Here is a 21,895-nt window from a genome sequence, read left to right as displayed (position 1 = left end):
CCTATAGTAAACAAGGTGGTGGAGGGACTTGTTTCCTAGTGTAAATGACCTGCTGTATATCCAGGTCGCATCGGCAGAAGGCAAAAATATGGATAAGGAATACAAGTCACGCATCGCCGATGTGGAAGACGATACGCTTCTGATCGAAGTTCCGATCGAAAGCGGCAGCGGACATATGAAGCGGCTGTATATGGGTGACGAGCTGTCAGTATATTTCCTGACCGATCAAGGAGTCAAAAATTATTTCAATACATACGTTCTTGGCTTCGCGGATGATGTCGTCCAACTGGTCAGAGTCAGGAAGCCGGAGCCTGAGACGATTACCAAGGTACAGCGGCGCCATTTCCTGCGGGTTGTATCCAAGCTGGACCTTGCGGTCAAGCTGAAGGACAACACCCGGTTCGTGGCATTGACGGAGGACGTGGGAGGCGGGGGCGTGTCTCTGATCGCTGATAGCCAATACCACTTGTCCGAAGGCGAGCAGTTGTATTGCTGGCTGCTGCTGTCCTATAAGAACGGAAGCATCGACCATGTACCCTTTGAAGCTGAAATCGTACGCACGAAGCAGCTCGAAACGGGGCGAACGAAGGCGATGCTGAAATTTGTCAGCATTTCCGATATGGAAAGGCAGAAGCTGATCCGGTATTGCTTCGAACGCCAATTCGATTTCAAGAACCGTTAAATTTCATTCTCGAAAGCCGCGGTGTCCAGGGGCTGTCAAGATTGGCATCGGCCTGCATTGGATATGATAATCATATCCATGCAAGCAGAGGTGAGTTCATTTGCAGAAAGACCACGAGGCCGAGGAATACACGGAGTTGTTTTTGACATTCAGCAGCGGGATGGAGGCTTTTTTGAAAAAGGCGGTCATCGTTGCCCTGGCCGGACTTTGCGCCTGTCAGATTATCCTTAGGGTTCCGGCTATTCGGGCTTATATTGCTTCAGCAGACCGTTATGAAGGCGTGGCGCTCGACCGCTCCGGGGAACGATAACAAAGAATCGCACAAAGACGGCTGGCGATTCCCGCCTTTTGCATCCGCCCACGTTGTGTGGTATAATTTTCACGTCGCAGGCAATGCCTGCTTTTTTATTGAGACCGTGTTTTGAGGAGGCGTCCGCGTTGGCTAGGACAACGTCATCACATAACGGCAAGATCAACATCGCGATCGACGGACCTGCCGGTGCGGGGAAGAGTACTATTGCCCGAATGGTTGCAAGCATGCTGTCATATGTCTATGTAGATACCGGTGCAATGTACCGGGCAGCTACCTGGTATTTGCAGAATCTTGGAATCGGGCCGGAAGAAGTCGATAAAGTGCTTCATTCGGTGCAAAACTTGGGTATAGAATTAATGCCGGGAGAAGACGGACAGAAGGTTCTCGTAGACGGTCAAGATGTGACCGCCGAAATCCGCTCTTTAACGGTGAGCTCTCAAGTGTCCCGGTACGCGCAAATCGAAGGGCTGCGAAACTGGCTCGTGTCTCTTCAGCGGCAAATGGCTCTGCGCAAAGGTGTCGTCATGGATGGACGCGATATCGGTACGACGGTGCTGCCGGATGCTGAAGTGAAGGTGTTCATGACGGCAACCGTAGAGGAGCGTGCCCGCCGCAGATTCAAGGAAATGCAGGATCAGCAAGGAATTACGTTGGAAATGATCGCCCGCGATATCGCAGAGCGGGACCGGCTGGACCAGGAGAGGGAAGTATCCCCGCTTCGGCAGGCTGAGGATGCCATTCTGCTGGATACGACGCATTTGACGCCTCGTGAAGTGGCAGAGCGCATCGTTTCATTTAGCCAATCTTATGGGAGAGAGAACAGAAATGATTTATAGCTTTTGCCGTGGTGCATTACTACTTATTTATAAAGCGCTATTCCGTTTGGAGGGGAAAGGGCTTGAGCATATCCCCAAGGAAGGCGGCGTGCTACTCTGTTCCAATCATATCAGCTTGCTGGATCCGCCGACGATCGGCATACTCCTGAAGCGGAAAGTACACTTCATGGCCAAGAAGGAATTGTTCGACATTTTCGGTTTTGGCTGGCTTATTACGCAGCTTGGTGCATTCCCGGTCAAGAGAGGCGGCGTGAGCAAGGAGTCGATCAAAACGGCATTAACCATTCTTCGTACGGGTAAAGTCATGGGGATTTTCCCGGAAGGCTCCCGCTCCGGCGGGATGGGCAAGAGGGGAGCGGCGACCTTCGCGCTTCGCAGTGATGCGGTCATTATTCCCGTAGCCATTGTGGGAAATTATAAGTTATTCAAGAAAATGAAAGTTGTTTACGGGGCTCCGATCGATATCTCGGAGTTCAAGGAAGGTTCTGATCCTGATGCCGCAGAGCGCGTGACGGAAATGATTATGTCCCGGATTGCGGAACTTAAGGCGCAGGGGTGACTGGATTGATCGCTGGACAAGAGTTTATATGCATGAAGGCAGGAGACTTTTGGAAAGCTATCAACATCAAGCTGTTTTGAACTTCGCTTCAAGCGGGTTTAAATAAATGGGTTGCTGAATTGAGGAGGGTATTGACATGTCGGAAGAAATTAAGAATCAAGAAGCTGTTGAGGCAGCGAACCAGGATGAACTGGATCAAATCGTATCCTTGAAAAAAGGGGACACCGTTAAAGGAACGATCGTCAAAATTGAGGACAACCAGGCTTATGTGAGCATTGGATATAAATATGACGGCGTTATTCCTATTCGTGAATTGTCCTCTGTTCATTTGGACAGCGCTTCGGATGCCGTTCAAGTAGGCCAAGAAGTAGAGACCAAAGTCGTTAGCATTGACGATGAGAAAGAGCGTCTTGTGCTATCCAAACGGGCGATCGACAGCGAGAATGCGTGGGAAGTGCTGCAGAAGCGCTTCGAAAGCCAAGAGACTTTTGAAGTAACCGTTGCCGATGTCGTTAAAGGCGGTATCGTGGCGGACGTTGGCGTTCGCGGATTCATTCCCGCATCGATGGTGGAGCGTCATTTCGTGGAAGATTTCAGCGATTACAAAGGTCGCACGCTTCGCGTTAAAGTGAAGGAAATCGATCCGGAGAACAACAAAGTGATCCTGTCGCAAAAAGATGTTCTCGATGAGGAATTCGAAGCAAATAAGCTCAAAGTCATGAGCGAGCTGCAAGAAGGCCAAGTCATCGAAGGGACGGTTCAGCGCCTGACTCAGTTCGGTGCATTCGTAGACGTAGGCGGCGTAGACGGACTTGTTCACGTATCCGAAATTGCTTGGAACCATGTTGACAAACCGTCGGATGTGCTTTCCGAAGGACAACAAGTGAAGGTTAAGGTTCTGAAGGTAGATCCTGAGAAAGGCAAAATCAGCCTGAGCATCAAGGCAGCAACGCCTGGCCCTTGGGATACTGCGGCAGAGCAATTCAAGTCGGGAGATATCGTTAGCGGTGAAGTGAAGCGTCTTGTTAGCTTCGGTGCTTTTGTCGAAATTGCGCCTGGCGTAGAAGGACTAGTTCATATTTCGCAAATTTCCCACAAACATATCGGTACACCACATGAGGTATTGAAAGAGGGACAGACGGTTCAAGTCAAAGTCTTGGATGTGAATACAGCCGAGCAGCGCATCAGCCTGAGCATCAAGGAGACGGAAGAGGCTCCAGCACCGGCACCGAAGAGCGAGAAGCCATCCAGAGGCAGCAGCGTAAGGAAAGAGGACTTGAACGACAACCCTAACGTTTCGCTGAATAATCAAGGCCTGAGCGTTACCCTTGGCGAGCGGTTTGGTGACAAATTGAGCAAGTGGAAATAGACGGGATTTAGCAGGCAGAAGGATCGGCGGCCCCCTAACACGGGTTCGCCGATTTTTATTTTTGTTTATGTATGGTTCAGGGGGAGTAAAGAAATAGCAGGCGGCTATAATAAAAACGTTTACTTTACCGGAAGATGGGCAAAACGTAACGCCTTAAAATAAGCAATGAAACGTTAGCCAATTAGTGCTTTTTTTGCTATGATGATAATCGTGAATCATGACTTAGTTAAGCATTTCGTTTAAATATAGGGACAAAAATTTAGGAGGTATCCGTATGGCAAGACCCGTTGTGGCTATCGTAGGAAGGCCGAATGTGGGCAAATCGACGATTTTTAACCGGATTATCGGCGATCGGCTCGCGATCGTGGAAGACAAGCCCGGTATTACCCGCGACCGTATATACGGCGTAGGCGAATGGAATGGCAAGCCGTTCAGCATCATCGACACGGGAGGCATTGAGCTCGGGGACGAGGAACCGATTTTGAAGTCGATTCGCATGCAGGCCGAGCTGGCGATTGAGGAAGCGGACGTCATTGTTTTCATGTGCGATGCCAAAGCCGGGGTAACGAGCTCGGACGAGGAAGTTGCCAATTTGCTGTACCGCTGCGGCAAGCCGGTTATCGTAGCCGTCAATAAGGTGGATAACATCGGCCGCTCCGATCACATTTATGAATTTTACAACTTGGGTTTTGGGGAGCCGATTGGCATTTCGGGCAGCCATGGGACAGGGATCGGCGATCTGCTGGATGCCATTGCCGAGAATTTACCAGAACTTACGGATGATGAATATGACGAGGATGTCATTCGCGTCGCTCTGATCGGCCGGCCGAACGTAGGCAAATCGTCCCTGATTAATGCAATACTCGGGGAAGAGCGGGTCATCGTCAGCGATATTGCCGGAACGACCCGCGATGCGATAGATACACCGTTCGAGAAGGATGGCCAGCGTTATGTGCTGATTGATACGGCAGGCATGCGCAAGCGCGGCAAGGTCTATGAGACGACGGAGAAATACAGCGTCATGCGGGCGATGAAAGCGATCGAGCGGGCCGACGTCGTTCTTGTATTGATCAATGGGGAAGAAGGCATCATCGAACAGGACAAGCATATTGCCGGTTATGCCTATGAGGCAGGCAAGGCTTCTGTTTTTGTCGTAAACAAATGGGATGTTGTTGAGAAGGACGACAAGACGATGCATCAATTCGAGCAGAAGATCCGTGATCATTTCCTGTTCATGACTTATGCACCTGTCGTTTTCCTGTCCGCGAAGACGAAGCAGCGTCTGCATAAGCTGCTGCCCGTCGTGCAGCATGTGGCGGATCAGCACGCGAAGAGGGTGCAGACGCACTTGCTGAACGATGTCGTATCCGATGCGATTGCGATCAATCCGCCGCCGACAGATAAGGGAAGAAGACTGCGGATCAACTATGTGACCCAGGTATCCGTCAAACCGCCAACAATCGTGGTGTTCGTCAATGATCCGGAGCTGATGCATTTTTCCTATGAGCGGTACTTGGAGAATAGGATCCGGGCGGCATTTGATTTTGAAGGTACTCCAATTCGGTTGTTCACACGCCGTAAGTCTGATGAAGGTTAGGAGAGGAAAAATGTGATTTTACCCGTGATTGCAGTAATTTTCAGTTATTTGTTGGGATCTGTCAGCTTCAGTGTCCTGCTGGCGAAATCCTTGAAAGGAATTGATATCCGTCAGCATGGAAGCGGCAATGCTGGAGCAACCAACACACTGAGAGTGCTCGGCAAGGGGCCGGCGATCATGGTGCTCGCTCTTGATGTGCTTAAAGGAATAGCTGCGGTCTGGATTGGCAGGTGGCTTGGCGGGGAGCATGTATCGGTACCTCTCTTATGCGGGCTCGCTGCCATTATCGGCCACAACTGGCCGGTCTATTTCCGGTTTCGCGGAGGAAAAGGGATTGCCACGACGATTGGCGTTATGGCTTCCTTGTTTTTCTTTCCGGCGCTTTACGCAGGAATAATCGCTATTTTATCGATCGTTTTTACGAGATACGTCTCTCTCGGTTCTTTGCTGTTTGTTCTGCTGACTCCATTATTTCTGGTGCTCACTGGAGAAACCGGTCCTTATTTATGGACGAGTCTGATTATTTGTGTCTTTGCATTTTGGAGACATCGCACGAATATCGTGAAATTGGTCCAAGGCAAAGAGAATAAACTTGGCTCCAAGGGAGGTAAACGAGTTGTCTGAGAAAGCGGCCGTATTAGTGGCAGGAAGCTGGGGAACGGCATTAGCCAGCGTCCTCGCCGATAAGATGGATGTGATGATCTGGACTCGTAGCGAGGCGCAAAGAGATGAAATTAACAAGAAGCACCGCAATGAAAAATATTTACCGGGCGTTGATCTATCGCACCGGATTGTCGCCACAAGCGACATGGGGGAGGCCGTCGCCGGAGCGAAGGCGGTCGTCATCGTCGCGCCATCCTCTGCGATGCGGGATGTAGCCCGGGCGCTGAAGCCCCACTGGAATGAGGATATGACCGTCGTCCATGCAACCAAGGGTTTTGAGACAGAGAGCTTAAAGCGGATGTCCGTCGTCATTGCCGAGGAGCTGGGCTGTGAGGAAGGGCGGATTGTAGTCCTGTCCGGTCCCAGTCATGCGGAGGAGGTCGTGAAGCGCTGCCCGACGACCGTCGTGGTCGCTTCGCTGGAGGAAAAGCAGGCACAGATAGCGCAGGATTTATTTATGAACACCTATTTTCGGGTGTATACGAATCGCGATATGCTGGGCGTGGAGCTGGCCGGTGCCCTGAAAAATATAATCGCCCTCGGGGCGGGCATGTCGGATGGGCTCGGTTACGGCGACAATGCCAAAGCCGCGCTGCTGACACGAGGATTAGCGGAAATTACCCGCATCGGAGTGGAAATGGGCGCGAACCCGCTTACTTTTGCCGGTCTGGCCGGAGTGGGAGACCTGGTTGTAACCGCAACCAGCCGCCACAGCCGGAATTGGCGCGCCGGCTACATGATTGGCGAAGGCAAATCGGTGGATACCGTGCTTGGCTCTATGGGGATGGTTGTTGAAGGCATTCGGACAACGAAGGCTGCCCGCACCATTTCAGAGAAATACCATGTACAGATGCCGATCGCACAGCAGTTATATCATGTGCTATTTGATGGAGTCGAGCCAAGGATCGCTGTGGAAGCCCTGATGGGACGCGATCGCAAGACCGAGATGGAGGTCATGTCCCTCGAAACCTGGGAGCAGTGGAACGCCTAACTTTAGGCCTGGGCACCCATAAGAAGCTGGCTCGTATCCTAACACCTTTTTCGTTTGCTTTTCATAAACTGTGGAAGAGCAATGCGAAGGGGGGAGAATATGAGCAAAATTTCCAAAGAAGCCCTGAACGCGATTAACAAGAAGTCAGGAAAGAATATTTCCGAGAGCTCCGTCAAAAAGCTGGCAAGTACAGTGAAGCCGTCTACTTTGCAGAGCGAAGCGGAGCTGCGGAGGCTGATTAAGCAGGTATCCGCGATGGCCAAGGTGCCTGTGACAGAAAGCACGATTTCGGAAATTATCGGAGCCGTGAAGAAAAGCGGCATGAATCCGAACAATATGGAAGCATTGATGAAATTAATGCTTAAGAAGTAAGAATACGGCGATTTGACGGAAAGGCACCGAAAGGTGCTTTTTCTATTTGTGTGTATAATTTTGGAGGAATCCTTTTGCGTGCTGCATAGCCTGTTCGTATTCAAAATGCTATAATATTCATCATATCGATTATGGGAAATGGGAGAGTTTAAGTTCATGGATGCAATGACGAAGATGTGGTTATCAATCGCAGCGATTCTCGTAATGGGCGTGTCCGTCTTTTTGGTCACTTTTGCCCGCACCAAAACAAAAGGCATCGTCAAAGGGATTTTGTCCTTGCTCGCTTTTATTGTGATGCTTACCGGTTTCCTGATGGGGCTTGTGTCGATCACGTAAGTGGGATGAAGCATTGCGGAAGGAATAAGACCAAGTATAACGGAGTCAAGGGAAGAGGTATGTAATGAGCATAGACATCGCAGAGGAGGGACAGGCCCCACTGATAGCTGCCTTGAAGAATTTAGGCAGCCGGCTGGATCAAGCTGATGCCGCCTGGCTGCTGGGCGGAAGCTGCGGCCTGTGGCTGCAGGGAGTGCCGCTGGAACGCTCCCCTCGTGACATTGACGTTTATTATGATAGAGCTGAGGCGAAGAAGCTGCATAACCGCTTAACGGATCTGGCGCTGGACGAGCCTGTGTGGGATGAGAGCGGCCGCTACTCCTCCATGCTAAGCCACTACCGTCTGGGGGCGCTGACGATGGAGCTGGTCGGTAGTTTTGAAATCAGAAACGGCAGCTCGATGTACCGTACGGAAGTAAGCGGCGTACTGACCGGATATGCAGAACAAATCATGCTAGAAGGCATGCCGATTCGGTTAATGCCTCTTGCCCATGAGCTGCTCTTCAATGTGCTGAGAGAACGTCCGGACCGTTATTGTGCAGTTGCCGAGGCGATCCGGAAGTCGCCGGAGCGGCATGTGGGTCTGCTGAAGCTGCTGCTTGACCGCAACGCATGGGAAGCAGAAACGGTATCTGCCGTAGCGGAATTGCTGGCAGCTCCCGAAATATACGAGGAATGGCTGCTAAAGGCTAGGCAACAGCAATAGGAGGAACTCCGAATGGACTATACGATCAGATTTATGCCTCAGGATAAGGCGGCAAAAGTCCGTCCAGGGACAACCGTCCTACAGGCCGCACGGAACGCCAGAGTTCATATCGCGACGCGCTGCGGCGGCAATGCGGCCTGCCTGATGTGCAAGGTGGAGGCGGATACAGGGCATAACTCTTCGTTAAGCCCGCCTACCGCTGCTGAGCAGCGCAAGCTGGGGCCGCTTCTAGAGCAGGGAATTCGGCTGGCCTGCCAGGCCAAAATCATCGGGGCTGCCGAGGTTCGGCTGCCGGAGGATCCCCTAAAGGCAGCGATCCGCAAGCAGCTGGAGCGCCAGCAAGAGGATGATCTGTGGTAAGGGTTAAAATAACGGATGATATTGCAAAGGATGAAGAGTTGTGAATAAGACTTATATGAGATACATCGCATGCATGATCATTGTTGCGGCGGGAATTACACTACTGTCAGGCTGTATGTATCCCGGGGCCAAGCGGCAGGAACAGAGCGTATCTTACCGGGAAAGCGTCGAGCGGATCCAAAGCGCAATTAACGCTTTCCAGCAGGATACGGGAATCCTGCCAATTATTACGGCGGGGGAAGAGGTGCCTCGCTACGAAAAATTCCGGATCAACCTGGATCAGCTGAACAAGCAGGGGTATATGGATCAAATCCCTGATACGGCTTTCGAGCAAGGAGGAAGCGCTTATTTTCTTGTCATCGATGAAGAGAGTAATCCGACGGTCAAAGTGATGGATTTGATCACGGTACAGAAGGTGAACGACGTTCAGAGGCTTGTCGATGAATACGAAAGATCTCATCCAGGGCAATGGCCGGTAACTCAAGAAGAGGAAACGTACCCGGGCCTGCATGAGGTGGATTTAAAGAAAATCCGCGGTGAGGGGCATGAGCTGCTTAGCGTCTATTCCAGACAGCCGCTCCCCTATTTGATCGATAAATCGGGACGGGTATACGTCGATTACGCCTGGGATATTATGCAGGCCATCGATAAATCCGGCACGGCGGCCAGCAGCGAGCAGGGAGATCTTAGGGTGCTGCTGACGGAGCAGTCTTATTTTGTTCCGGTAAAATCCCTGCCATATGCCTGGGTAGACGGTACTCCCGTGGCGCAAGCCGAAAATTAAATCAAGAGAGCGTTCTAAGCTCATTTGGATGCCTTCCTATGAATTCTTCATAGGGAGGCTTTTTTCGCATGTCATAGGAAGCGGGCACCGATCATACAATGTTATATGGCGGAAACCTTGGTGCCGCCCGGCGCGGCGGTATAGCAAAAAAAAGTAGGCGCGGACGGTATAATCCGTCATAATAGTGCATTTGCTACATATGATGATACTAGTCCAAACGAATGTACGAGTTGTTGCAAATAACGAAGCGGATGCTCTCAAAGCATTTTTCCTTCGGCGAATTTTGAGGAGGGGATATCATTGGTATTGGAGAAAGTGGACATTTACAAGGACATTGCCGAACGCACCGGGGGAGATATTTATCTCGGTGTGGTTGGAGCCGTCCGAACCGGAAAATCGACCTTTATTAAACGCTTCATGGAAACGGTCGTTCTGCCGAACATTTCCAGCGAAGCCGATCGGATCCGTGCAGTGGATGAACTTCCGCAAAGCGCAGCCGGCAAGACGATCATGACGACCGAGCCCAAATTCGTGCCAAATAATGCCGTGCAAATCAAAGTGGCAGAAGGGCTGGAAGTCAACGTCAGGCTTGTGGATTGCGTCGGCTACGCCGTCGAAGGGGCAAAAGGCTATGAGGATGAAAATGGGCCGCGCATGATTTCTACGCCGTGGTTCGAAGAGCCGATTCCGTTCCAGGAAGCGGCGGAGATCGGGACGCGCAAGGTCATCCAAGAGCATTCCACGCTTGGTGTCGTAGTGACGACAGACGGTACGATCGCCGACATTCCGCGCTACTCTTATGTAGAATCCGAAGAGCGCGTCATCGCTGAATTGAAGGAGGTCGGCAAGCCGTTCGTCCTCGTGATCAATTCCACGCGCCCGCTTAGCGAGGAAACGCAGCAGCTCCGCGGTGAGCTTGCCGAGAAGTATGATATTCCGGTCATCGCATTAAGCGCAGCGACAATGACGGAAGAGGACGTTACCGGAGTGCTTCGAGAAGTGCTGTACGAATTCCCTGTGCATGAGGTCAACGTGAATTTGCCGAGCTGGGTGATGGTGCTGAACGAGAACCACTGGCTGCGCAGCAATTACGAAAACTCGGTCCGCGATACGGTCAAGGACATCCGCCGTCTGCGCGACGTCGACCGGGTCGTCAGCAACTTTCTCGAATATGAATTTATCGACCGTGCCGGACTCAGCGGCCTGAATATGGGGCAGGGTGTAGCGGAAATCGATCTGTACGCGCCGGATGATCTGTATGATCGAATTCTGATGGAAGTCGTCGGTGTTGAAATCAGGGGCAAGGATCATCTGCTGCAGCTGATGCAGGAGTTCACGCATGCCAAGAAGGAATATGACCGCTTTGCGGAAGCACTGGAAATGGTCAAGACGACTGGGTACGGTATCGCTGCTCCATCTCTGGCCGAAATGGCGCTGGATGAACCGGAGCTTATCCGTCAAGGATCCAGGTTCGGGGTGCGCCTGAAAGCGACGGCGCCATCGATTCATATGATTCGGGTCGACGTTGAATCCGAGTTCGCGCCAATCATCGGAACGGAGAAGCAAAGTGAAGAGCTGGTACGCTATCTGATGCAGGACTTCGAGAATGACCCGATTAAAATATGGGAATCTGATATTTTTGGCCGCTCCTTGCACTCCATCGTCCGGGAAGGCATCCAGGGCAAGATCGCCATGATGCCGGACAACGCTCGCTACAAGCTTCAGGAGACGCTAGGCCGCATCATCAATGAAGGGTCCGGCGGACTGATCGCTATCATTTTATAGAAGCATAACCTTATCATCTCAACCGTGCACGAAGCTGATACAGCTGTGTGCGGTTTTTTATTTTTATTAAATAGTAAAAACCGATTTACATACTTGGAATTAAGATATATATTAATGTATAAAGATTTTTAAAGATACATACCTAGAGGGGGAGAAACCATGAAAAAAATTACATTTGGGCAAAAAACATGGACGACGGCGCTAATCCTGCTGCTCGTTCTCGTCGTCAGTGCGTGCGGCATCAAGAAGGAGCCCGCACCGGCTTCGGGGGCGGAATCTCAGCCAGCGGCAGAGCAGGGCAGCGGGGCGGCAGATGTGAGCGGCAAGGAGCTTGCGGGCAAGAAGGTAGCGCTGGTCATGGAATTCAATACGGGTACGTTCTCGCAGCAATATGTTCAGGGCGTAACGGAAGAAGTGAAGAAATTCGGCGGGGAGCTTACTACGTTCGTCGCGGAAAATGATAAGGCGAAAATGTCCTCGCTGCTCGAATCTGCGGTAAATCAAAATTTTGACATCATTTTGACAGATCACGGCGCAGCCGAGTTTTTGGAGCCTGGCATCAAGAAAGCGGTAGAAAAAGGAATCGCTGTAGTTGTATTTGATGCGATGGTAGAAGTACCTGGCGTAACCGTATTGTCCCAGGACGATCAGAGCATGGCTGCATTGTCGCTGGAGCAGCTGAAGCAGGATTCAGGCGGCAAGGGCAATATCGTCAAGGTTTGGGTGGCCGGATTTGCACCTATGGAACGCCGTGATATCGAATACCAGAAGTTTTTGGCGGACAACCCGGACATGAAGGAAATCGCCAGCTTCGGAACGGCGTCCAATCCGGCGCTCGACTCGCAAACCCAGATGGAAGCCGTTTTAAAAAGATATCCAAAGGGTGAAATTACAGCAGTATGGGCCGCTTGGGATGAGTTCGCCAAAGGGGCGGCCAGAGCGATTCAGCTTGCGGGCCGGGATGAAATCAAAGTATATGGCATCGATTTAAGCGACGAGGACTTGCAGATTATCCAGGATCCGGAGAGCCCGTGGGTCGCTTCCGCCGCGGTGGACCCGAAAGATATCGGCCGGGTACAGGTCAGATACGCTTACCAGAAGTTGCATGGCGATGAGACGGAGGATAACGTCGTTCTGAAGGCGGTGCTCGTCGCGCGGGATGCCCTGCCTGACCAGCAGGTGTCCACGGATGACCTGTCCGAGTATGTTGAGGGCTGGGGCGGCTCCAAGCAAGGTATTCAAGAGTGGATGAAAGAGTATGGCGTAGAGTAGGAGCTAGGGCTGTAAAATGCGAAAGGCGCGCCGGAGGGCGCGCTTTTTTGAATAAGGGAGTGCTGTTAGTTGGCGACATCGGCAATAAAAGAAACGGAAGAACAGTATGTGCTGCAGATGAAAGGGATTACAAAGTCGTTCGCTGGCATTTCGGCTCTTCGCGGCGTCGATTTCGGCTTAAGAGGCGGAGAGGTGCATGCGCTGCTCGGTGCGAACGGAGCAGGCAAGAGCACGTTGATGAAAATTTTGGCGGGGGCCTACGAGTACGATGAAGGGACAATGCTGCTGGACGGAGGGGTCGTGAAGCATAAATCGCCTGCAGATGCGAAGCGGCTCGGCATCCATTGCGTCTATCAGGAGGTAGACGCCAGTCTCGTTCCCCAACTTACGGTCGCGGAGAACGTTATGCTGGATGCGATTGGAGCCTCGGACGGCAAGGCGTGGATCAGTCCTAGGCGCCAGGCGCAAGAGGCGGAGCAAATACTGGCATCGCTTCAAGTAGATATTCCTGTCAAAAGAAAGGTTGCCGATTTAACTATTGCTGAAAAGCAGATGGTGCTGCTCGCACGGATTGTCAGGCAGGATGCGAAGGTCATTATTTTCGACGAGCCTACGGCTCCGCTTAGCGGCTCGGAGGCGGATACTTTTTTTCGCATATTAAGCGAGCTAAAACATCGGGGGACGGCATGCGTCTTTATAACTCACCGCTTGCCCGAGGTGATGGAGCATGCTGACTATGTCACGGTGATGCGGGACGGAACAAAGGTGCATTCCGGACCGGTCGGCGCTTTGAGCATGGAGGAGCTGGTTGCGCAAATGCTGGGGAAGAGCTTTGCGGAAGAGTTTCCCAAGGTTCCTGCCGAGATCGGCGACATCGTTCTAAGCGTTAACGGGCTGCGTCAGGGCCGCAAAGTCAAAGGCGTCGATCTGACGGTGCGCAGCGGGCAAATCGTGGCCGTCGTCGGCCTGGTTGGCGCCGGCAAGACGGAAATCGCCCGAATGCTTGCCGGGGCGGACCGTCCGGACGGCGGGGAGATTTGCATGGGGGGCCGCAGGATGCTGTTCAAGCAGCCGGCGGATGCCATTGCTGCAGGTATCGTCAGCGTGCCCGAAGAGCGTCGCAAGCAGGGAATCGTCATGGAGGAGTCTGTGGAGCGCAATATCAGCCTGCCTTTGCTCAATCGGATCAGCCGTTTCAGCTTCATTTCCGGCAGCCGGGAGCGGAGCCTTGCCGAGCGCACAATTTCCTCGCTGGGCATTAAGACGGCTTCGGCCAAGCTGCCTGTGAAATATTTGAGCGGAGGAAACCAGCAGAAGGTGGCTATCGGCAAATGGCTGGAGAAAGAAGCGGATATTATTCTGTTCGACGAGCCGACTAAAGGGGTCGACATCGGGGCGAAGAGCGATATTTTTCGTATTATCGGACAATTGGCAGCTGCGGGGAAAGGCGTGCTGTATTTGACGAGCGAACTTGACGAAGGGCTGGGGATCGGGGATGTGATCGCCGTGCTTTATGACGGCAGAATTGCGGCTATAATGCCGCGCAGCGAGGCTACCCTGGAGAAGATGATGTACTTTGCAAGCGGTGGACGGGAGGAAAATTTGTGAAAGACAGATTGATGAATGTAACGTTCCGGTATGGAACGATAACGGTCGTATTGGCGGTCATCGCCTTTTTCTCGATGAGACTGCCTTACTTTTTCACTTACAGCAATTTAAGCGACATTCTGAATTCGATCGCAATCGTGACTTTTGTAGCGATTGGCGTTACGCTGTCACTGGCCGTAGATGGCTTCGATTTATCCGTAGGATCAACGATTTCGCTAACTACAGTCGTTTCGGCATCGCTGATGATCTGGTATCAGATGCCGCTTTATGTTGTGATTATTTTTCCGCTATTAATCGGGGCTTTGATCGGTCTCTTGAATGCTTTTCTAATCATCAAAATGAGAATTCCAGATTTGCTGGCGACCTTGGCCATGATGTATATCGTCGCGGGAATCCAGAAAACGTATGCCCAAGGGTATACGATCTACAACAATATGCAATTCCCGGACGGAAGCAAAGCGGCGGGCAAAATGGATAAAACCTTCCTGCTGCTGGGACAGGGGGAGTTCCTTGGGATTCCGATCAGCGTCATTCTGCTCATCTTTTTCGTGATCGTCGTTCATCTGTTTCTGACCCGGACCAAATATGGCCGGCAAATCTATATCACCGGGGGCAACGAGGAAGCAGCAAGACTGTCGGGGATCAAGGTGAAGAAAGTGCGGATGTTCGCCTACATGGCGTCCGGCGTATTTGCGGCCATTGGCGGACTGCTCTTCGCTTCGCGGGTCGGTTCGGGACAAATCGACGCAGGAGCTCCTCTACTGATGGAGGCAGTTGCCGCCACTTTTGTCGGCTTTTCCGTCTTCGGCGCGGGCAAACCGAACATTATCGGCACTTTTATTGGCTCGGTACTCATCGGCGTACTCGTTAACGGACTGACCATGATGAACGTCCAATATTTCGCGCATGATATCGTGAAGGGCTCGGTACTAGTGCTTGCTTTGTCGATCACATTTTACGTGCTGAACCGGTCTAGGACTTAAAAAACTTGAAATTCTAGATGGGCTGTATTACTATAAGTTTGTTCCGCGCCTCTGACGGCTGCGGCCAAATGAACTTTTGCTGGGCAAATATCCAGTAATAATGTAGAATAACGTATATTCTGCGGTAAAACGGAAACACAGAATATCAGAGTGATGTATTTTTGAACGGGGAGGTGAGTTTTGATGAATAAATCCGATTTGGTGAACCAAGTTGCTGAGAGCACGGAGCTTTCCAAGAAAGACGCAGCTAAAGCGGTTGACGCTGTATTTGAGGCGATCTCCACGGCGCTGCAAAACGGCGACAAAGTACAACTGGTTGGTTTTGGCAACTTTGAAGTTCGCGAACGTTCCGCCCGTAAAGGACGCAACCCGCAAACAGGAGAGGAAATCGAAATCCCTGCGAGCAAAATTCCTGCATTCAAACCAGGTAAAGCGCTCAAAGACGGAATTAAATAAAGATTTCTACATATCTTCTCTGGTAAAAAGTCCGTGGGCGCTTGTTCACGGCCTTTTCTTTTAAGGGACGGATGGATGTAGTTCTTCAGTGTATTTATCCGATGGGAGGAATCGCACAGGATGGATCAGCACAATCAGAGTGCCGGCAGCGGGGAAGAGCGAAACGTAAATAACGGCGATTATTTCGTCGTGAAGGCGAAGGAGCAGGGCGTGCAGGTCATCGGGCTTACCCGTGGCAAGGACACGCGCTTCCATCATACGGAGAAGCTGGACAAGGGCGAGGTGCTCATCGCCCAATTTACCGACCATACGTCGGCGGTGAAAATTAGAGGTAAAGCTGTCGTTATGACCAAGCACGGCAGAATTGATACGGAAGAATGATTTTGATTTTGCAGGCATAGCCTGCTTTTTTTAATTGTACAATGGGGTATAGACCATATAGGGCAGAATATAACCAGGTCAAAAACCAAGGGAGAATGCCTCATGAAGCGTACTACCATTATTGTACAGGCGCTGCTGATTTCGATGGGCTGTGCCGTCCTGTTGGCGGCCGTATCTTGGCTTGGCGGAGAGGCAGGCGAGGCCGCCCCGGCCAATGCAGCTCTGCTCGACAAGCATGAGCAGCCTGTGGAGCTGAATCATGATAATCTAGTCGATGAGCTGATCGCCTGGACGCTGCTTGTCCCCGTTGCCAAGGTCGAGTTGAGCGGAAGTGTGTTGTCGCTTGATTTCAGGATTACGGAAGGGGCCGATCAACCGGACAGACTGTATCAAGGACTTGCTCAAGCCATTGATCGCGCCTTTGCAGGTACGAGCAACGTGCATCGCCTGCTGGTGCGGTTCATAGCGGAGGACAGGTGGCTCGGAAATAAATACTTGCTGCTGGCTGCGGATGTGCGCCGGGGGGAGTGGCCCAGGGATGCCCTTGAGGAGCTGCGGACCCGGGGCAACCGGGAATTAAGCCATGAGCTGAAACGCTGGTTCAGGGTTACGGAAACAAGTCTGTGGAAGACGATGATCCGATAGACTTGCGAAGACTTATATTTTATTGCGAAATAAGCGCCGTATCTTGTGCGCGGCGAAATAACATATGCTATAATAGACAGGATTGTGACATCTCTTTGAATTAACCATCATTCAGAAGAGACTGTCAGTATTAGCGGCTCGGAGGCAGAGGATGAAACCTTATCGCATAACTGAAATGGCACATAAATATGTCGGATACGACATGATTACCAACCACACGGCGCTACCGGAATATCCGGTTGCCCGTGTTCGTTTGCTTTATATGTTTCTAAACATCCGTGACAGCAGCAAAATTCGGGCGCATGAGACCTCCGCACTGGCGGCTTTTCTCGTACAGATCGGGCTCGACACGCATGACATGATCGATGTCGACTCGACTTGCAAGGAGGAGCGGAGCATGCGATCCCGCCAGCTTAAGGTACTGGCGGGCGATTATTTCAGCAGCCTGTTTTATGAGCTGCTCGCGAAGGCGGGACAAATTGAACTGGTGTCTTCCATGAGCACTGCGATTTGCGAAGTCAACCGGCTGAAGGTTGGGCTCTACAACAAGCTAAAGAAGCTTCTGCCTACGGAAGAATATTTGAAGGAATGCACACAAATCAAGATGGGCTTGTTCCAATCGTTCTCCCATCTGATGGACAAGCCGCTGCAAAATCTGTGGAGATTGCTGCTGGCTGAGCTTAGCCGCTGCGAGGTCGTGCTTGGTGAAATGAAGTCTAGCAGCATGCTGCCGGAGGAACGCCAAGGCTTCGCTTATTTGCGGATTATGGAAACGGGTACGGCCGAGGACAAGGAAGCCATTTCACGGCGCAAGGTCGACCGGAGGGAGTGGTCTTCGCTTCTGGCCAAATACGACGTGAACGAGCAGCTCGTTCACAAGCTGCATCAATCCGTAGAGCGGGTTCAAGCGCTCGTTCAGGAACTAAAGGGGGACAAGGAGCGGTCCGAGCTGGCTGCGATTGTCGAACCATTTCGTGCGGCGCTATCGTCGCAGCGGCGTGCAATGCAGGAAGGGTAAGGTGACAGACGACTATGAGCAATTCTACCTCAGGACCGAAGGAGCAGTTTGTCCATTCGGTGTTCGAGAGCATCGCTCCGAAATACGATATCATGAACGATATTATCAGCTTCAGGCGGCATAAGGCCTGGCGCAAATTTACGATGGCGAAGATGAATATGTCGCCGGGGGATACGGCAATCGATCTTTGCTGCGGTACCTGCGATTGGACCATCAGCATGGCCGAGGCCAGCGGAGGACAAATAACTGGCCTGGATTTCAGCGAGAACATGCTGGAGTTTGGCCGCCGCAAGGTGAATGAACGAGGGTTAAGCGATCGCATCTCGCTCGTGCAGGGCAATGCGATGGAGCTTCCGTACGAGGATAATACCTTTCAATATGCCACGATCGGCTTCGGCCTGCGTAACGTGCCTGATCTGTATCAGGTGCTTCGCGAAATGCAGCGGGTGGTCAAGCCAGGAGGCATGGTTGTCTGCCTGGAAATGTCCAAGCCGACCTGGCAGCCGTTTAAGGGAATTTATTATTTCTATTTCCAAAAGCTGATGCCGCTGCTTGGCAAGCTGTTCGCCAAACGCTATGAGCAGTACAAATGGCTGCCTGATTCGCTAGCCGCTTTTCCGGGAAGGGACGAGCTGGCTCAGATTTTCCGGGAAACCGGCCTGCAGAAGGTCGAAGCGTATCCTTTAACGGGTGGAGTCGCCGCCTTACATATCGGAACAAAGGAGACGCCTCATGTTTAGAAAAGCTATTATTTTTTTACAGATGATCAAATTTGAACATACCGTATTTGCCCTGCCTTTTGCCTTTATGGGCTCATTGCTCGGCTCGGTCATGATTCATCAGACTTTCCCGTCATGGGGGCAGATCGGCTGGGTGCTGCTGGCGATGTTCGGAGCGAGAAGCGCTGCTATGGGGCTGAACCGGCTCATCGACCGGGTGAGTGACAAGAAGAACCCCCGGACGGCGAATCGGGCGATCCCTGCCGGACTTCTCAAGATCGGGGAAGTCGTCATTTTTATTATCGTGTCGTTTGCCCTGCTGTTCTGGGCTGCGGCCAAGCTGGATCCGCTGGCCATGAAGCTGCTGCCGATTGCCGTCGTCATGCTGGTGCTGTACTCCTATACGAAGCGATTTACCTGGCTCTGCCATGTCGTGCTGGGCTTGACGATCGCGCTGGCTCCGCTTGGCGGCTGGGTTGCTGTGACAGGTAAGGTGGATCTGACCGCTATGATCCTGTTTGCTACCGTGACGTTTTGGGTGGCTGGCTTCGATATTGTGTATGCTTGTCAGGATGTCGAATTTGACAAGACGGAGGGACTGTATTCTATCCCGGTTCGATTCGGGGTGGCGGCTTCACTGAAGATTGCCCAGGCGTTTCATATCATCACCGCTGTCGGCTTTATTGCTCTGCTGCTGCTCAGCGATCTTGGCTGGTGGTACATCGCCGGAATGATTATCGCTTATTTGATTTTATTCTACGAGCATTACATCGTTTCGCCAGGCGATCTCAGCAGGTTGCAGACGTCCTTCTTCCTGATGAACGGCGTCCTCAGCATCGTGGTGTTCTCGTTCACCTTGATTGATTTGGTGGTGCGGCACTATTGATGGGCAGCAGCACTGAGAGACGAAAAGGGATGGTCGTCGGCATAACGGGTGCCAGCGGCTCGATTTATGGCGTGAAATTGGTACAGTCCCTGCTGCAGCTGGGATTTGACGTGCATCTTGTCATTACGAATGCAGGCTGGCGGGTCATCAAAGAGGAGCTCGGCTGGAATACATCGGACCGTGAAGCGGTCCTGCAAGAGCACTTTGCGGGTTTCTCGGGGCAGTACATTTATCATCCGATCGCCGATATCGGTGCAACGATCGCCAGTGGTTCTTATTTGGTAGACGGCATGGTCGTCATGCCGTGCTCGATGGGGACTCTCTCCGGAATCGCCCACGGCGCGTCGGATAATTTGCTGACCCGTGCGGCGGACGTGATGCTGAAAGAAGGACGGCCGCTCATTCTAGTTCCGCGTGAAACGCCGCTGCATGCGATTCATCTGGAGAACATGCTGAAGCTGGCCAAGCTTGGAGTTCGGATCCTTCCGGCCATGCCGGCATTTTATTTCGGCCCGCAGAATATCGATGACCTGGTCTCTTTCTTGGTTGGTAAAGTACTAGACAGCTTGAGAATTGAACATAATCTGTTTACCAGATGGGGGGAGCAACGTGAAGAACAGGAACAATGACGACGTCTTGATTGGACGGATTAAGTACAGCAACGTCTGGCCTGTATTTCATTATTTCGATACGAATATGCTGCCCGGCAGTCCTAGCCTCGTAACGGAGGTGCCTTCGCTGCTGAACCGGGGCATGCTGAGCGGGTCGCTCGATATCGCGCCGGTATCCTCGTTTGCCTTCGGACTGGGCTGGGAACGGTTCTGGCTGCTTCCGGGACTGTCCGTTAGCTCGGACGGCCCCGTGAACTCCATTCTTTTATTCTCCAGGAAACCCCCGCAGGAGATCCGCAATGGCGTTATTGCTCTGACCAATACGTCTGCGACCTCAGTTAATCTGCTGAAGATTATTATGGAGAAGGCCTACGGCGGCAAGCCGACCTACTGGGACAGCGAGCCGAACCTGGACGTGATGATGGAGAGCAGCGATGCGGCTTTGCTGATCGGTGACCACGCGATTGAAGCGTCCTGGCGGGATCATAATTATATTGTGACCGATTTAGGGGAAGTCTGGAAAAGATGGACGGGGTACGGAATGACCTTTGCGGTGTGGGCCGTGCAGAAATCTTTTGCGGAGGAGCATCCAGTATTCCTGTCGCGGGTATGTTCTGCTTTCGAAGAAAGCAAGCGCCGCAGCCTCAGCGATTTAAGCCCGCTCGTCGATCAGGCGTGCCGGGAAATCGGCGGGACGCCCCGGTACTGGCGGCATTATTTTAACAATTTATGTTATGATTTTAACGAAGAACAGCAGGCTGGATTAGCTTTGTATTTCGCTTATGCTCGCGAGCTCGGCCTTCTGGAGCACGAGGTAAGCTTGAACATATGGAGCGATAATACGTTGATACGGGTGAAAGAATGAAACTAATGGATATTTTCGGTACATTGAAGAAAGACATGGATTTCATCGAACGGCAGTTGTACCGGAGCGTCGAGGGCGATGAGGAGTTGCTGAACGAAACCTCGCTCCATCTCCTGAAGGCAGGAGGCAAGCGGCTGCGCCCGATCTTCGTGCTGCTGGGCGGCAAATTTGGCACGTACGATTTGGAGCGGCTGCAGTATGTCGCCGTACCGCTCGAGCTGATCCACTCGGCATCGCTCGTACACGACGATGTGATCGACGACGCGGGAACGCGGCGGGGCAAGCCGACGGTCAAGGCGAAGTGGGACAATAAAATCGCAATGTATACGGGCGATTACATTTATGCCAAAGCTTTGATGCTGGCCACCCAGCTGCCTGACCCGGAGGTGCACCGGATTTTGTCCAAGGCGATGGTGCAAATGTCGATCGGGGAAATGGAGCAAATCCGCGATTTCTTCAATACCGGACAGTCGGTTCGCCATTACCTGCTGCGCATCCGGCGCAAAACCGCCTTGCTGATCGCGATCAGCTGTCAGCTTGGCGCAGTAGCTTCGGGAGCCGATGCGAGGGCGAGTTCGCTTCTGTACCGCTACGGCTATAATATCGGCATGGCTTTCCAGATTCGCGATGATCTGCTTGATTTATGCGGTACGGAGAAGAGCATCGGCAAGCCGCCAGGCAGCGACATGCGTCAGGGCAATATTACCCTGCCGGTTATTTATACGCTCCAAGACCCGGAGCTTAGCGGGCCGCTGCTTCAGGCCATCGAAGGGATACGCAGCGCGGATGGGAGCGAGCATATCTCGGAGGCGATCAATATTATCAAATCGGGCTCAGGTATTGCACAGGCCGAGCGGCTGGCGGAGACTTTTACCGATAAGGCGCTGGCGGCGCTTGATCAGCTTCCGGAGAGCAAGGCTAGAACCCACTTGAAGGAGATTGCTTTATTCATCAATAAACGTTCCTATTAGGAGGATACACCTTCTTCAGGAACGTGATTTTTATGGTACCCTTACTCCCTGATTTCTGGTAAAATACGCTATAGTCGTAGCTTAAAAAGAATGCACTATATCATCGTAGTATTCAATGTGACAACAT

Annotated in this window: 26 protein-coding genes; all 26 read left to right on the top strand. The window is 52.1% G+C overall.

Features of this window, described 5'->3' with window-relative positions; translation table 11 throughout:
- Positions 1 to 28 precede the first annotated feature (28 nt).
- Positions 29 to 682, top strand: a complete 654-nt coding sequence (locus tag QNH46_RS14640; RefSeq protein ID WP_283924961.1) for a flagellar brake protein — start codon at positions 29 to 31, stop codon at positions 680 to 682.
- 100 nt (positions 683 to 782) lie between these two features.
- Positions 783 to 992, top strand: coding sequence for a hypothetical protein (locus QNH46_RS14635; RefSeq protein WP_213590603.1), 210 nt, complete (start codon positions 783 to 785; stop codon positions 990 to 992).
- Between the two features lie 128 nt (positions 993 to 1,120).
- On the top strand, positions 1,121 to 1,831 hold the full coding sequence (gene cmk / locus QNH46_RS14630) for a (d)CMP kinase (protein ID WP_213590604.1): 711 nt from the start codon (positions 1,121 to 1,123) through the stop codon (positions 1,829 to 1,831).
- Entirely contained in the window at positions 1,821 to 2,390 is a 570-nt protein-coding gene (locus QNH46_RS14625) for a lysophospholipid acyltransferase family protein (RefSeq protein ID WP_283924960.1), read from the top strand. The genes cmk and QNH46_RS14625 overlap by 11 nt, the downstream gene beginning before the upstream one ends.
- A 136-nt stretch (positions 2,391 to 2,526) precedes the next feature.
- A complete protein-coding gene (gene rpsA / locus QNH46_RS14620) occupies positions 2,527 to 3,759 on the top strand; it encodes a 30S ribosomal protein S1 (protein WP_155610139.1) in 1,233 nt (410 codons plus the stop codon).
- Between the two features lie 274 nt (positions 3,760 to 4,033).
- Entirely contained in the window at positions 4,034 to 5,356 is a 1,323-nt protein-coding gene (gene der, locus QNH46_RS14615; protein WP_283924959.1) for a ribosome biogenesis GTPase Der, read from the top strand.
- 12 nt (positions 5,357 to 5,368) lie between these two features.
- Positions 5,369 to 5,980, top strand: a complete 612-nt coding sequence (plsY, locus tag QNH46_RS14610; protein WP_283924958.1) for a glycerol-3-phosphate 1-O-acyltransferase PlsY — start codon at positions 5,369 to 5,371, stop codon at positions 5,978 to 5,980.
- Positions 5,973 to 7,010, top strand: coding sequence for an NAD(P)H-dependent glycerol-3-phosphate dehydrogenase (locus tag QNH46_RS14605; RefSeq protein ID WP_283924957.1), 1,038 nt, complete (start codon positions 5,973 to 5,975; stop codon positions 7,008 to 7,010). Before plsY ends, QNH46_RS14605 begins: the two co-directional genes overlap by 8 nt.
- Positions 7,011 to 7,109: 99 nt before the next feature.
- Positions 7,110 to 7,382 carry a stage VI sporulation protein F gene (locus QNH46_RS14600; RefSeq protein WP_283924956.1) on the top strand — a complete coding sequence of 91 codons (273 nt, stop codon included), beginning with the start codon at positions 7,110 to 7,112 and terminating at the stop codon, positions 7,380 to 7,382.
- A gap of 156 nt (positions 7,383 to 7,538) precedes the next feature.
- Positions 7,539 to 7,718 (top strand): DUF2768 family protein, encoded by a 180-nt coding sequence (locus QNH46_RS14595; protein WP_155610135.1) that lies wholly within the window; start codon positions 7,539 to 7,541, stop codon positions 7,716 to 7,718.
- A 64-nt stretch (positions 7,719 to 7,782) separates the two neighbouring features.
- Positions 7,783 to 8,424, top strand: a complete 642-nt coding sequence (locus tag QNH46_RS14590) for a nucleotidyltransferase domain-containing protein (RefSeq protein ID WP_283924955.1) — start codon at positions 7,783 to 7,785, stop codon at positions 8,422 to 8,424.
- A gap of 12 nt (positions 8,425 to 8,436) precedes the next feature.
- A complete protein-coding gene (locus QNH46_RS14585; RefSeq protein WP_283924954.1) occupies positions 8,437 to 8,784 on the top strand; it encodes a 2Fe-2S iron-sulfur cluster-binding protein in 348 nt (115 codons plus the stop codon).
- A 40-nt stretch (positions 8,785 to 8,824) separates the two neighbouring features.
- Complete coding sequence (locus QNH46_RS14580; protein ID WP_283924953.1) at positions 8,825 to 9,568, top strand: YphF family lipoprotein; 744 nt, start codon at positions 8,825 to 8,827, stop codon at positions 9,566 to 9,568.
- A gap of 306 nt (positions 9,569 to 9,874) precedes the next feature.
- Positions 9,875 to 11,353 (top strand): stage IV sporulation protein A, encoded by a 1,479-nt coding sequence (gene spoIVA / locus QNH46_RS14575; protein WP_155610805.1) that lies wholly within the window; start codon positions 9,875 to 9,877, stop codon positions 11,351 to 11,353.
- A gap of 159 nt (positions 11,354 to 11,512) precedes the next feature.
- Complete coding sequence (locus tag QNH46_RS14570) at positions 11,513 to 12,625, top strand: sugar ABC transporter substrate-binding protein (RefSeq protein ID WP_283924952.1); 1,113 nt, start codon at positions 11,513 to 11,515, stop codon at positions 12,623 to 12,625.
- A 117-nt stretch (positions 12,626 to 12,742) separates the two neighbouring features.
- Positions 12,743 to 14,233 carry a sugar ABC transporter ATP-binding protein gene (locus QNH46_RS14565; protein ID WP_283928447.1) on the top strand — a complete coding sequence of 497 codons (1,491 nt, stop codon included), beginning with the start codon at positions 12,743 to 12,745 and terminating at the stop codon, positions 14,231 to 14,233.
- An 11-nt stretch (positions 14,234 to 14,244) separates the two neighbouring features.
- Positions 14,245 to 15,216, top strand: coding sequence for an ABC transporter permease (locus tag QNH46_RS14560; RefSeq protein WP_430691939.1), 972 nt, complete (start codon positions 14,245 to 14,247; stop codon positions 15,214 to 15,216).
- A gap of 183 nt (positions 15,217 to 15,399) precedes the next feature.
- Complete coding sequence (locus tag QNH46_RS14555; protein ID WP_055107762.1) at positions 15,400 to 15,672, top strand: HU family DNA-binding protein; 273 nt, start codon at positions 15,400 to 15,402, stop codon at positions 15,670 to 15,672.
- Between the two features lie 120 nt (positions 15,673 to 15,792).
- Positions 15,793 to 16,053: a trp RNA-binding attenuation protein MtrB gene (mtrB, locus tag QNH46_RS14550; RefSeq protein WP_155610131.1), complete on the top strand. Its 261-nt coding sequence runs from the start codon at positions 15,793 to 15,795 to the stop codon at positions 16,051 to 16,053.
- Positions 16,054 to 16,155: 102 nt separating this feature from the next.
- The gene (locus QNH46_RS14545; protein WP_283924950.1) at positions 16,156 to 16,698 is read left to right on the top strand and encodes a hypothetical protein; all 543 of its coding nucleotides are present in this window, start codon (positions 16,156 to 16,158) and stop codon (positions 16,696 to 16,698) included.
- A gap of 175 nt (positions 16,699 to 16,873) precedes the next feature.
- Complete coding sequence (locus QNH46_RS14540) at positions 16,874 to 17,716, top strand: heptaprenyl diphosphate synthase component 1 (RefSeq protein ID WP_283924949.1); 843 nt, start codon at positions 16,874 to 16,876, stop codon at positions 17,714 to 17,716.
- A 14-nt stretch (positions 17,717 to 17,730) separates the two neighbouring features.
- The gene (locus tag QNH46_RS14535; RefSeq protein WP_283924948.1) at positions 17,731 to 18,456 is read left to right on the top strand and encodes a demethylmenaquinone methyltransferase; all 726 of its coding nucleotides are present in this window, start codon (positions 17,731 to 17,733) and stop codon (positions 18,454 to 18,456) included.
- A complete protein-coding gene (locus QNH46_RS14530) occupies positions 18,449 to 19,321 on the top strand; it encodes a UbiA-like polyprenyltransferase (RefSeq protein ID WP_283924947.1) in 873 nt (290 codons plus the stop codon). Before QNH46_RS14535 ends, QNH46_RS14530 begins: the two co-directional genes overlap by 8 nt.
- A complete protein-coding gene (locus QNH46_RS14525) occupies positions 19,321 to 19,950 on the top strand; it encodes a UbiX family flavin prenyltransferase (protein ID WP_283924946.1) in 630 nt (209 codons plus the stop codon). Before QNH46_RS14530 ends, QNH46_RS14525 begins: the two co-directional genes overlap by 1 nt.
- Positions 19,931 to 20,797 carry a menaquinone biosynthetic enzyme MqnA/MqnD family protein gene (locus tag QNH46_RS14520; RefSeq protein WP_283924945.1) on the top strand — a complete coding sequence of 289 codons (867 nt, stop codon included), beginning with the start codon at positions 19,931 to 19,933 and terminating at the stop codon, positions 20,795 to 20,797. Before QNH46_RS14525 ends, QNH46_RS14520 begins: the two co-directional genes overlap by 20 nt.
- Positions 20,794 to 21,768 carry a polyprenyl synthetase family protein gene (locus QNH46_RS14515; protein WP_283924944.1) on the top strand — a complete coding sequence of 325 codons (975 nt, stop codon included), beginning with the start codon at positions 20,794 to 20,796 and terminating at the stop codon, positions 21,766 to 21,768. The genes QNH46_RS14520 and QNH46_RS14515 overlap by 4 nt, the downstream gene beginning before the upstream one ends.
- The last annotated feature ends 127 nt before the right edge of the window (positions 21,769 to 21,895 follow it).

The organism is Paenibacillus woosongensis, assembly GCF_030122845.1.
GTDB classification, from domain to species: domain Bacteria; phylum Bacillota; class Bacilli; order Paenibacillales; family Paenibacillaceae; genus Fontibacillus; species Fontibacillus woosongensis_A.
This window is presented reverse-complemented; position numbering and strand designations above follow the sequence as displayed.

Excerpts from the sequence above, each read along its gene's own strand:
- QNH46_RS14590 (WP_283924955.1), top strand. The coding sequence starts at position 7,783 with ATGAGCATAGACATCGCAGAGGAGGGACAGGCCCCACTGATAGCTGCC.
- QNH46_RS14530 (WP_283924947.1), top strand. The coding sequence starts at position 18,449 with ATGTTTAGAAAAGCTATTATTTTTTTACAGATGATCAAATTTGAACAT.
- QNH46_RS14585 (WP_283924954.1), top strand. The coding sequence starts at position 8,437 with ATGGACTATACGATCAGATTTATGCCTCAGGATAAGGCGGCAAAAGTC.
- QNH46_RS14595 (WP_155610135.1), top strand. The coding sequence starts at position 7,539 with ATGGATGCAATGACGAAGATGTGGTTATCAATCGCAGCGATTCTCGTA.
- QNH46_RS14570 (WP_283924952.1), top strand. The coding sequence starts at position 11,513 with ATGAAAAAAATTACATTTGGGCAAAAAACATGGACGACGGCGCTAATC.
- QNH46_RS14625 (WP_283924960.1), top strand. The coding sequence starts at position 1,821 with ATGATTTATAGCTTTTGCCGTGGTGCATTACTACTTATTTATAAAGCG.
- der (WP_283924959.1), top strand. The coding sequence starts at position 4,034 with ATGGCAAGACCCGTTGTGGCTATCGTAGGAAGGCCGAATGTGGGCAAA.
- QNH46_RS14515 (WP_283924944.1), top strand. The coding sequence starts at position 20,794 with ATGAAACTAATGGATATTTTCGGTACATTGAAGAAAGACATGGATTTC.
- QNH46_RS14545 (WP_283924950.1), top strand. The coding sequence starts at position 16,156 with ATGAAGCGTACTACCATTATTGTACAGGCGCTGCTGATTTCGATGGGC.
- QNH46_RS14560 (WP_430691939.1), top strand. The coding sequence starts at position 14,245 with ATGAATGTAACGTTCCGGTATGGAACGATAACGGTCGTATTGGCGGTC.
- QNH46_RS14535 (WP_283924948.1), top strand. The coding sequence starts at position 17,731 with ATGAGCAATTCTACCTCAGGACCGAAGGAGCAGTTTGTCCATTCGGTG.
- QNH46_RS14525 (WP_283924946.1), top strand. The coding sequence starts at position 19,321 with ATGGGCAGCAGCACTGAGAGACGAAAAGGGATGGTCGTCGGCATAACG.
- mtrB (WP_155610131.1), top strand. The coding sequence starts at position 15,793 with ATGGATCAGCACAATCAGAGTGCCGGCAGCGGGGAAGAGCGAAACGTA.
- QNH46_RS14565 (WP_283928447.1), top strand. The coding sequence starts at position 12,743 with ATGAAAGGGATTACAAAGTCGTTCGCTGGCATTTCGGCTCTTCGCGGC.
- QNH46_RS14540 (WP_283924949.1), top strand. The coding sequence starts at position 16,874 with ATGGCACATAAATATGTCGGATACGACATGATTACCAACCACACGGCG.
- rpsA (WP_155610139.1), top strand. The coding sequence starts at position 2,527 with ATGTCGGAAGAAATTAAGAATCAAGAAGCTGTTGAGGCAGCGAACCAG.
- QNH46_RS14600 (WP_283924956.1), top strand. The coding sequence starts at position 7,110 with ATGAGCAAAATTTCCAAAGAAGCCCTGAACGCGATTAACAAGAAGTCA.
- QNH46_RS14555 (WP_055107762.1), top strand. The coding sequence starts at position 15,400 with ATGAATAAATCCGATTTGGTGAACCAAGTTGCTGAGAGCACGGAGCTT.